This window comes from Longimicrobiaceae bacterium, from assembly GCA_035696245.1.
Classification (GTDB): Bacteria; Gemmatimonadota; Gemmatimonadetes; order Longimicrobiales; family Longimicrobiaceae; genus DASRQW01.
Genome location: DASRQW010000363.1, coordinates 1 through 9,188, shown reverse-complemented (window position 1 = coordinate 9,188; position 9,188 = coordinate 1). Strand labels below are relative to the sequence as shown.

7 protein-coding genes are annotated in these 9,188 nt (G+C 70.5%); all 7 read right to left on the bottom strand.

Going from position 1 to position 9,188, the window contains the following annotated elements; all coding sequences use genetic code 11:
* Positions 1–311: 311 nt before the first annotated feature.
* A complete protein-coding gene (locus tag VFE05_16550; protein ID HET6231686.1) occupies positions 312–2,033 on the bottom strand; it encodes a hypothetical protein in 1,722 nt (573 codons plus the stop codon).
* A 1,308-nt stretch (positions 2,034–3,341) separates the two neighbouring features.
* Entirely contained in the window at positions 3,342–4,121 is a 780-nt protein-coding gene (locus VFE05_16545; protein HET6231685.1) for an enoyl-CoA hydratase-related protein, read from the bottom strand.
* Positions 4,118–4,987: a 3-hydroxyacyl-CoA dehydrogenase family protein gene (locus VFE05_16540; protein HET6231684.1), complete on the bottom strand. Its 870-nt coding sequence runs from the start codon at positions 4,985–4,987 to the stop codon at positions 4,118–4,120. The genes VFE05_16545 and VFE05_16540 overlap by 4 nt, the downstream gene beginning before the upstream one ends.
* Before the next feature lie 41 nt (positions 4,988–5,028).
* Positions 5,029–5,325 (bottom strand): NIPSNAP family protein, encoded by a 297-nt coding sequence (locus VFE05_16535; protein HET6231683.1) that lies wholly within the window; start codon positions 5,323–5,325, stop codon positions 5,029–5,031.
* A 31-nt stretch (positions 5,326–5,356) separates the two neighbouring features.
* Positions 5,357–6,316 carry an enoyl-CoA hydratase-related protein gene (locus tag VFE05_16530; protein ID HET6231682.1) on the bottom strand — a complete coding sequence of 320 codons (960 nt, stop codon included), beginning with the start codon at positions 6,314–6,316 and terminating at the stop codon, positions 5,357–5,359.
* Complete coding sequence (locus VFE05_16525) at positions 6,317–7,522, bottom strand: acetyl-CoA C-acyltransferase (protein ID HET6231681.1); 1,206 nt, start codon at positions 7,520–7,522, stop codon at positions 6,317–6,319.
* Position 7,523: 1 nt separating this feature from the next.
* Positions 7,524–8,993, bottom strand: coding sequence for an aldehyde dehydrogenase family protein (locus VFE05_16520; protein HET6231680.1), 1,470 nt, complete (start codon positions 8,991–8,993; stop codon positions 7,524–7,526).
* Positions 8,994–9,188: the final 195 nt, after the last annotated feature.

Genomic DNA, 9,188 nt, shown 5'->3' with positions numbered 1-9,188 from the left:
GGGTAGCGGACATGGGTGATGCGGGGAGGAAGCGACGAGACGTCCGCATCTTCCGCCACGTCGGCGAGCTGGCCCGCCTGCTCGATGCGCCTGTAGAACGCCTCGGCATCGGGGTCCGGCGCGGGCGCGGCGCCTTCGGGCGGGTCGGCGGGGAGGGGCATGGGGCGGACCTCCATCTGGTGGATGGTGGATGGTGGAGCGGATTCCGCCGAGGCGTATCCGCGTCGTCCGACCTACATCTCCCGTGTCCCTGCCGGCCGGCGTGCGATCAGGGCGCCAGCCGGCAAGGACGTCAGGCGTTCACGGATGCTTCACGCACGGGAGCGGCAGCAGCCGCAGTCGAAGTGGCGGCGCTTCAGCACGAGGCCGTCGTCCGTCTCGGCCAGCTCGTGCGACTTGGTGCGCGTGGGCGCCTCCAGCTCCGGAAGCGCGGCGGCGGCGCGGCCCAGGTCGATGCGGCCGAGGCGCAGCAGGTCCTCCAGGAACGCGCGGGCGGCCAGCTCCGGGTCCGGCACCTCGACCGAGCCGACGCCCGGCGCGGCGGGCGCGACGGAGAAGCGTGCCTCGTGCGTGGCGCCGTGCACCAGCAGCGAGACGCCGCCGAGCAGGTCCGGCGCGGCGTCCATCAGCGGCAGCTCGGGCACATCGTCGAACCCGCGCAGGTGCCCGTCGTCCCACTCGCCGTCGTCGTAGCCCAACGGCTCCTCGTCGCCGTGCTCGTACCCGCCCGAGAGCCCGAACGGCTGCGAGAACATCCCCCGCTGAGGCTGCGGGGCAGGCACCGGCGCCGAGGCCAGCCCCACCGCCGCCTGCGGAGAGAGGATGCCGCGGCGGACGAACGCGCCGCCCAGCGCCGCGCGGTAGCGGCCCGCGTTGCGCGCGCGGTCGGCCTGGAGCATCGCCGCCGCGACCTGGCTGAAGTAAGCGCCCGTCACCGGCGCCCCGCGCACTCCATCCACCAGCAGCCGCCCCATGTCGCGGCTCACGCGAAGCAGGTTCGCGTCGGTCGGCCCGCCCGCGACCGCCAGCATGGCCGAGAGCGCGTCCAGGAAGGCGCCGGTGAAGACGCGCGAGAACGAGTGCGGCTCCGACGAGAGCAGGCGCGCCGGCCCCTCCGGCGGAAGCTGGTCCGGGCGGCGGTAGAAGAAGCGGTTGGCCGCGTTGCGCAGGCAGTCCGCGTCCACCGCCGACGGAGCGAGCTGGCGAATGGCCCAGCCGAGCTGCTCGGCCATCCGAGACAGGCGCGAGCTGGCGTGCAGCTTCCCGCCCGTCTCGGCCAGCACCTTCTGCCGCAGCGGCGCGAGCTGGAGCGCGGAGAGGATGGCGCTCATGTCGCCGAACGACTCGTGGAACGCCGCGGCCTCGCTGCTGGCCGCGTTCCAGAGCTGCGGCCGCACCGCGTCCAGGATCGCGTGGCCCAGCTCGTGGCACACCACGTCCGGGCTGGCGCACGAGTACACCGGCACGCTGCGCACCGTCTGCTCGAAGAAGCGCAGCCCCACGGCGCGCGAGTAGAAGGCGTTGAGGTCGGTGCCTGCCACCAGCTTCACCCCCAGCGTCTGCCCGGCGCTGGACCAGCGCGTGCCCACGGGCAGCAGCGGTGCCCAGAAGCCGATGGTGCGCGACAGCGCCTCGGCCGTCCCCCAGTAGCGGAAGCCGTCGGTGGCGGGCGCGTAGCGCGAGGGCGCGGGACGCGGCCCGGAGATGGTCACCTGGAGCAGGGGCGCGGTGAAGGCGGGGACCGGCACGGCCACGGTCTGCGCCTGTGACGGGTTCGCGGTGGGCGCGGCCTCGCTGAACGGGTCGTCCTCCCACGCGTTCACCTGCGTTCCCGTGGCGGCGGTCGCGGCGGCGCCGGTCCCGCCCTCCTGCATGGCCTGCATGAGCTGGGCGATCTGCGCCACGCTCATCACCAGGATCTGCGACGCCTGGGCGAGCGCGTGAACGCCCGACACCAGCGCATCGGTGGGGCTTTCGGCGCCCGCGGCGCCGTCGGGGAGCGCGCCGCGCACGGCGGTGATCTCGTTGGGCATCTTCCTCCGGGGGGTTACGGTCGTGCACCTGCCTTGTGCTGGAGTGGAGGGTGTGCGGCGCGGTTGGGCTGCCGGGAGCGCGGGCCTGCGCCCGCGGGAGCGGGGGATGCTCCGGCGGAGGCGTGGCCGCCCGGTGGGGGCCGGGCGGTGTGGCCCGCGCTACCGGCGCCGCTGGTCGGGTGGAGGGGCTTCCTGGCTCATCTTCCTGCTCCATCTGCGGGCGGAGGATGCCGTCCTCCTCGGTGCCACCGTGCCGCTCCGCGATCTGGCTGGGGCGCTCGTCCGTGTGAGGTCACCTGGACCATCGTTTCGGGCGGACGTAGGCGGCCCGGAAGCGGGAAGCGGCGCGGTGCGTTCGTGCGCACCCGGCGGCCTCCTCGCGGGCTCTGCGTGGCGGAACCCAACCTAAAGCGTTGCGCCGCAAGCGCAAGGAAACATTCTTGTCCCTCGGTAGATAACGGATTTACGAAGCGTCGTCAGGTTCGGGCTGATCCTCGGCTCCACTCGTCATACACGTTGGGGAACACGCCCCCGCCGCGCCCGTAGAACATGTCCGTCTCGTCGTCGTACTCCGGCGAAGTGCGAAGCCGATTGATGCCGCCCATGGGTGCAAAGGGCGACGATGTGCGTTCAGTTCGCCGTCCTCGGCTGGTTGCCGAAATACGGCCTCAGAACCCAACCACGATCGCCGTAAAATCTGTCGGCGCGAAATTTCGAGTTCCGGTGTCAAGTGCTGTGGACCACACCCTGAACTGGTGAGCGGGACCAATCTCTCTGATGAAATTGGTCGTGGTGAGGTAGTCGCTCGATCCATTGGCCGTATCCGACACGATCGGCACGAAAGGAAGATTCCAGGGGTTGGGGAAAACGACGACCCCACTCTGCGCATCATATGTAACGCCGCTACTGCTCGATACAAGTTGGCTGCCCTTTACGGTCAAGGCAGCGAGAGTGATTACTGCCGGAGTATTGGTCATCATGCCCCCAAAGAAGTGAGCTAAGGAAAACAGTAGCCACATACATATAATCGCGAAAGGAGCGAATCGCAATATAGTTAGAACCTTAGTTGTCACATTGCATTGAGATTTCCAAGTCAGGTGAACTGGAACTTCCTGCGTCGGAAGCGTCGCACGGATGGGTGGACTAGTGCAGTCGACGTGCGCGCGTCCGCGTATATGATAGCCCGCCGATCGGCGAGACTTATTGGAGGGTCATCACAATTCACTTTTAGCTAGTCCCGTAAAGAGAACAATTCGAGACGACGCCCTGTTTCATCTACATCTACCGAGTCGTGCCGTGCCCCGACGTCTACCTGCCGGTGAACTGCGCGGGGCGCTTCTCCAGGAAGGCGGCGACTCCTTCGCGCTTGTCGTCGCTGGCGAAGCAGGTGACGAAGAGCTCCGTCTCGTACGCGAGGCCGGCGGCCATCGGCATGTCGGCGGCGGCGCGGATGGCGGACTTGGCCATGCGAAGGGCGACCGGCGACTTCTCCGCCATCTTCCGCGCGAAGTCCATCGTCCGCTCGCGCAGGTCCGCCGCGGGGTGGACGACGTCGACGAGGCCGATGCGGAGCGCTTCCGCCGCGTCCACGATCTCGCCGGAGAGGACGAGGCGCATCGTCTGGCCGGTGCCGATCACGCGGGGAAGGCGCTGCGTGCCGCCGCCGCCGGGGATGATGCCCAGGTTGATCTCCGGCTGCCCCAGCTTCGCCGTGTCCGCCGCAATGCGGACGTCGCAGGCCAGGGCCAGCTCGCATCCCCCGCCCAGGCAGAAGCCGTTGATCATCGCGATCACCGGCTTGGGGAACGCGGCGACCTCGTCGAACACGCGGCGGCCGGTCATCGTCTCGCGCTGCTCCAGCGGCGTGCGCTGCGCGAACTCCGCGATGTCGGCGCCGGCGACGAACGCCTTGTCGCCCGCCCCGGTGACGACCAGGACGCGCACCGAATCGTCGCCCCGCAGCTCGTCCAGCGCGGCCAGCAGCTCGGCGCGCACCTGGGCGGACAGGGCGTTGCGCTTCTCCGGCCGGTCGATGGTGAGGACCGCGACGGCGCCGTCGCGGTCGATCCGCAGCGTCTCGGCCGTCACTTGCCCTCCCACTCGTAGAAGCCGCTGCCGCTCTTCTTCCCCAGCTTGCCCTCGGCCACCATGCGGCGCAGGATCTCCGGCGCGCGGTACTGGTCGCCGCCCAGCTCGCCGTGCAGGTAGTCGGCAATACCCAGCCGCACGTCCAGCCCCACGACGTCGGTCAGCTTGAGCGGGCCCATCGGGTGGTTGTAGCCCAGCTCCATCGCCTTGTCGATGTCCTGCGGGCTGGCGACGCCCTGCTCCACCATTCGCATCGCCTCCAGGCCCAACACGATGCCCAGGCGGGACGATGCGAAGCCGGGTGTGTCGGTGACCACGATAGGCTCCTTGCCCAGCGCCTTCGCGAACGCGAGCGACGCATCCAGCGTCTCCTGCGAGGTGTGCTCGCCGCGCACCACCTCCAGCAGCTTCATGATGTGGACGGGGTTGAAGAAGTGCAGCCCCACCACGCGCTCCGGCCGCTGCGTGGCCTGCGCGATGCGCGACACGCTGAGCGACGACGTGTTGGTCGCCAGGATCGCGTGCTGCGGCGCGGCGGCGTCCACGTTGGCGAACAGCTCGGTCTTCCACTCCATCCGCTCGGGGATGGCCTCGATCACCAGGTCCGCGCCGTCCACCGCGGCCGCCTGGTGCTCGTGCGCGTGGAGGCGCGTGAGCGCCGCCTCCGCGTCGCCCGCGGCGACCTTGCCGCGCTGCACGCCGGCGTCCAGGTTCGCGCGCACCTTGGCCAGGGCCTTGTCCACCTGGCCCGGCTGCGGGTCGTACAGGCTCACGCCGAAGCCCGCCATCGCGCACACCTGCGCGATGCCGTGGCCCATGGTGCCGGCGCCGATCACGGCCACCCGCCGCACGTTCGTCTGCTCCACCTAAACCCGTCCTGTCTCGGTTGATGTCGCTCTGCCCGCGCCTACTCGACCACGCGGAAGATCTCGCGGCGGCCCCCCCGCATCACGGCGGTGAACTGCCTGTACCACGCCTGCCACTCGGGATCCTCGAAGTTGCGCGAGATGCGCATCTCGAAGTCGCCCAGGCTGTCGAACTGCGTCTCCAGCACCAGCGTGTAGAACTCGCCCGTGACGTCGGTTAGGAAGCGCGGCACGCCGAAGTTGAGCCGCTCCACGATGGGGCGTCCGGCGCGGGCGAGCTCCAGCGCCTGCTTCATCTGCCCCGGCCGGATGTGGAACGTGTTGCGCACGACGATCATGATGCCCTCCCGAGTGAGAGGAGCGGGGCGCTCATTCGCCCCGAAACACCGGCGTCCGCTTGGCGTTGAAAGCGGCGATGCCCTCGCGGGCGTCGGCGGAACGGAAGCAGCTCATCTGCGCCACACCCTCGGTGTCCAGCATCTCGCCAAGGCTGCTGCCGAACGAGGCGGACAGGGAGAGCTTCGCCAGGCGCAGCGCGACGGGCGGCTTGGCGGCCAGCTCGGCCGCGTACTTCTCGACCTCCGCGCGGAAGTCGCCGTCGGGCACCACGCGCTCGAAGAGGCCGATACGCTCCGCCTCGTCCGCGGCGACCATGCGGCCGCTGAGGACGAGCTCGGCGGCGCGGCCGGGGCCCACGAGGCGCGGCAGGAAGAACGTGGCGCCCCAGTCGGGGTGCAAGCCTATGCGGTTGAACGTGATGCCGATGGATGCGCGGTCCGACGCGATGCGGAAGTCGCACGCCAGCGCCAGCGACGCGCCCGCACCCGCGGCGGGCCCGTTCACGGCGGCGATGACCGGCTGCGGCAGCTCGCGCACGGTGCGGACGACGCGCTTCCCGGCCTCCACCAGCCCCGCGAACGTCTCGTCGTCGCCGCGGCCGAGGAGGTCGGACATGACCTCCACGTCCGCGCCGGTGCAGAAGCCGCGGCCCGCGCCGGTGATCACGATCACGCGGACCTCGTCGTCCTCCGACGCGCGCACCAGCGTCTCGTACAGCTCGTCGCGCATCCGCCCGGCGAAGGCGTTCAGCCGGTCCGGCCGGTTGAGCGTGATCCACGCCACGCCGTCCTCGACGCGCAGCAGCACCACATCTCCCGACTCGGTAGATGCGGTGCTTTCCGCCTTGTCGGAAGATGGACGGCGATCATCGGTAGATGCAGGGCGATCGGCCGATGCCACCGGCCGCGCCGCATCTCCCGATCCGTGCATCGCCGGCGATGCGGGAGATGCCCCGCCGTCCAAGCTTCGGCCCGATTCGGAGGATGCCATCTACTCCACCCGCTCCACGATCATGGCGATGCCCTGGCCCACGCCGATGCACATGCTGGCGAGGCCGTAGCGGACGCCGCGGCGGCCCATCTCGTGGACCAGCGTGGTGAGGATGCGCGCGCCGGACGAACCCAGCGGGTGCCCCATCGCCACTGCGCCGCCGGTGACGTTCACGATCGCCGGATCGAAGCCCAGCTCGCGCACGCACGCGACCGACTGCGCCGCGAACGCCTCGTTCAGCTCCACCAGGCCGATGTCCGCCACGGAGAGCCCGGCGCGCTCCAGCGTCATACGCGACGCGGGAACGGGGCCGATGCCCATGCGGTCCGGCTCCACGCCCGCCACGCTGCTGGCGACGATGCGCGCCATCGGCTTCAATGCCAGCCGCTCCACCGCCTCGCCCGACGCGACGAGCAGGGCCGACGCGCCGTCGTTGAGGCCGGACGAGTTGCCCGCGGTGACGGTACCGCCTTCCTTGCGGAACGCGGGCTTCAGCCCCGCCAGCGACTCCGCCGATGTGTCCGGCCGCGGGTGCTCGTCGTCGCGGACGATGACCGGCGGACCCTTCCGCTGCGGGATCTCGACCGGGACGATCTCGCTCGCGAAGTGGTGCTCGGCGATGGCGGCGGCGCTGCGCTGCTGGCTGGCGAGCGCGAACGCGTCCTGGTCCGCGCGCGACACGCCGTACTCGTCCGCAACGATCTCCGCCGTCTCGCCCAGGCTCACCGTCCACTGCTTGGGCATCTTCGGGTTCACGAAGCGCCAGCCGAGCAGCGAGTCCGCCATCTCCGGAACCCCGCGCGCGAACGCCTCCGTCGGCTTCAGCATCACCCACGGCGCGCGCGACATGCTCTCCACGCCGCCGGAGACGAAGACGCCGCCCTCGTCCGCCCGGATCGCGTGGAAGGCGCTTCGCACAGCCTCCAGCCCCGAGCCGCAGAGCCGGTTCACCGTCTGCCCCGGCACCGTGACGGGCAGGCCGGCGAGGAGGCCGGCCATGCGCGCCACGTTCCGGTTGTCCTCGCCCGCCTGGTTCGCGCAGCCGAAGATCACGTCGTCCACCAGCGACGGGTCGATGCCCGTGCGCTGCACCAGCGCCTTGATGACGGTCGCGGCCAGGTCGTCCGGCCGCACCGAGGCGAGCGCGCCGCCGTGCCGCCCCACGGGCGTGCGGCAGGCGTCCACGATGAAGGCTTCGCGGTTCACGTCAGCCGCCCAGGTTGACCCACACGCTCTTGACCTGCGTGTACAGGTCGAGCGCGTACTTGCCCAGCTCGCGGCCGTAGCCGGACTGCTTGTAGCCGCCGAAGGGCGAGCCCGTGTCGAGCGCGTGGTACATGTTGATCCACACCGTGCCGGCCCGCAGCGCATGCGCCGCCCGGTGCGCCTTGCGCACGTCGCGCGTCCACACGGCGGCGGCCAGGCCGTACTCCGTCTTGTTGCCGATGGCGATCGCCTCGTCCAGGTCCGCGAAGGTCGTCACCGCCAGCACCGGCCCGAAGATCTCCTCGCGCGCGATCGTCATGTCGGACGTGACGCGGTCGAAGATGGCGGGGTTGAGGAAGTAGCCCCCGCCCGCGCCGACGGTCGCGCGGTCGCCGCCCATGATCAGCTCGCCGCCCTCGGCCTTGCCCTTCTCCACGTAGCCCAGCACCCGGTCCAGCTGCTCCTGCGAGACCAGCGGTCCCAGGCGCGTCTTGGGGTCGAGCGGGTCGCCGGGCTTCATCCCCTCGGTGCGCTTGGCGAGCTTCTCCACGAACTCGTCGTGGATCTTCTCGTCCACCAGCAGGCGCGAGCCGGCGGTGCAGGCCTGGCCGGAGTTGTAGAAGATGGCCATCGCCGCGCCGCGCACCGCCGCGTCGATGTCCGCGTCCGCCAGCACGATGTTCGGGCTCTTCCCGCCGAGCTCGAGCGACACGCGCTTGAGCGTGCCCGCGGCCTCGCGCTGGATGATCTTGCCGACCTCGGTGCTGCCCGTGAACGCGATCTTGTCCACGTCCGGGTGCGCCACCAGGGCCGCGCCCGCCGTCTCGCCGTAGCCGGTGAGGACGTTGAGGACGCCGGCCGGCAGCCCCGCCTCGCCCGCCACGCGCGCCAGCTCCAGCGCGGTGAGCGGCGTCTGCTCGGCCGGCTTGAGGACGACGGTGTTCCCGCAGGCCAGCGCCGGCGCGACCTTCCACGCCGCCATCTGCAGCGGGTAGTTCCACGGGATGATCTGGCCGCACACGCCCAGCGGCTCGCGGCGCGTGTAGTTGAGGTACGGCCCGGGCACGGGGATCACGTCGCCGTCGATCTTGTCCGCCCAGCCCGCGTAGTAGCGGAAGCAGTCGATCGACTCCTTGATGTCGATCGCGCGCGCCTCGCGCACGGGCTTGCCGTTGTCCATCGTCTCCAGGCGCGCCAGCTCGTCGGCCCGCTTCTCCAGCCCGTCGGCGATGGCGTACAGCACCCGGCCGCGCGCCCGCGCGTCCATCGTGGTCCACGACGAGTTCTCGAACGCCTCGCGCGCGGCCTTCACGGCGGCGTCCACGTCCGCCGCGCCGGCCTCGGCCACGGTCGTCAGCGCCTGGCCGGTGGAGGGGTTGATGGTCTCGAACGTCTTCCCCGACGCCGCGTCGGCCCACTCCCCGCCGATGTAGAGCCGCCCTGCCTGGATCTCCCCCAGCTCAGTCGCCATGTCTCCGCACTTTCAGATAGGACGTCGAATTCGGGCAGGGCGCCCGAAGGATTCTCGTGATTGCCGATGGTGTTTCGTGGGCGGAGAGGGGCCCCCTCCCCCGGCCCCTCCCCCAAAACTGCCTGGGGGAGGGGAGATGAGGTTCCCCGGATCAGTGGACACACGAGTTAAGGGATTCAGGCGGCGTATGGAAGA

Excerpts from the sequence above, each read along its gene's own strand:
- VFE05_16550 (HET6231686.1), bottom strand. The coding sequence starts at position 2,033 with ATGCCCAACGAGATCACCGCCGTGCGCGGCGCGCTCCCCGACGGCGCC.
- VFE05_16535 (HET6231683.1), bottom strand. The coding sequence starts at position 5,325 with ATGATCGTCGTGCGCAACACGTTCCACATCCGGCCGGGGCAGATGAAG.
- VFE05_16530 (HET6231682.1), bottom strand. The coding sequence starts at position 6,316 with ATGGCATCCTCCGAATCGGGCCGAAGCTTGGACGGCGGGGCATCTCCC.
- VFE05_16520 (HET6231680.1), bottom strand. The coding sequence starts at position 8,993 with ATGGCGACTGAGCTGGGGGAGATCCAGGCAGGGCGGCTCTACATCGGC.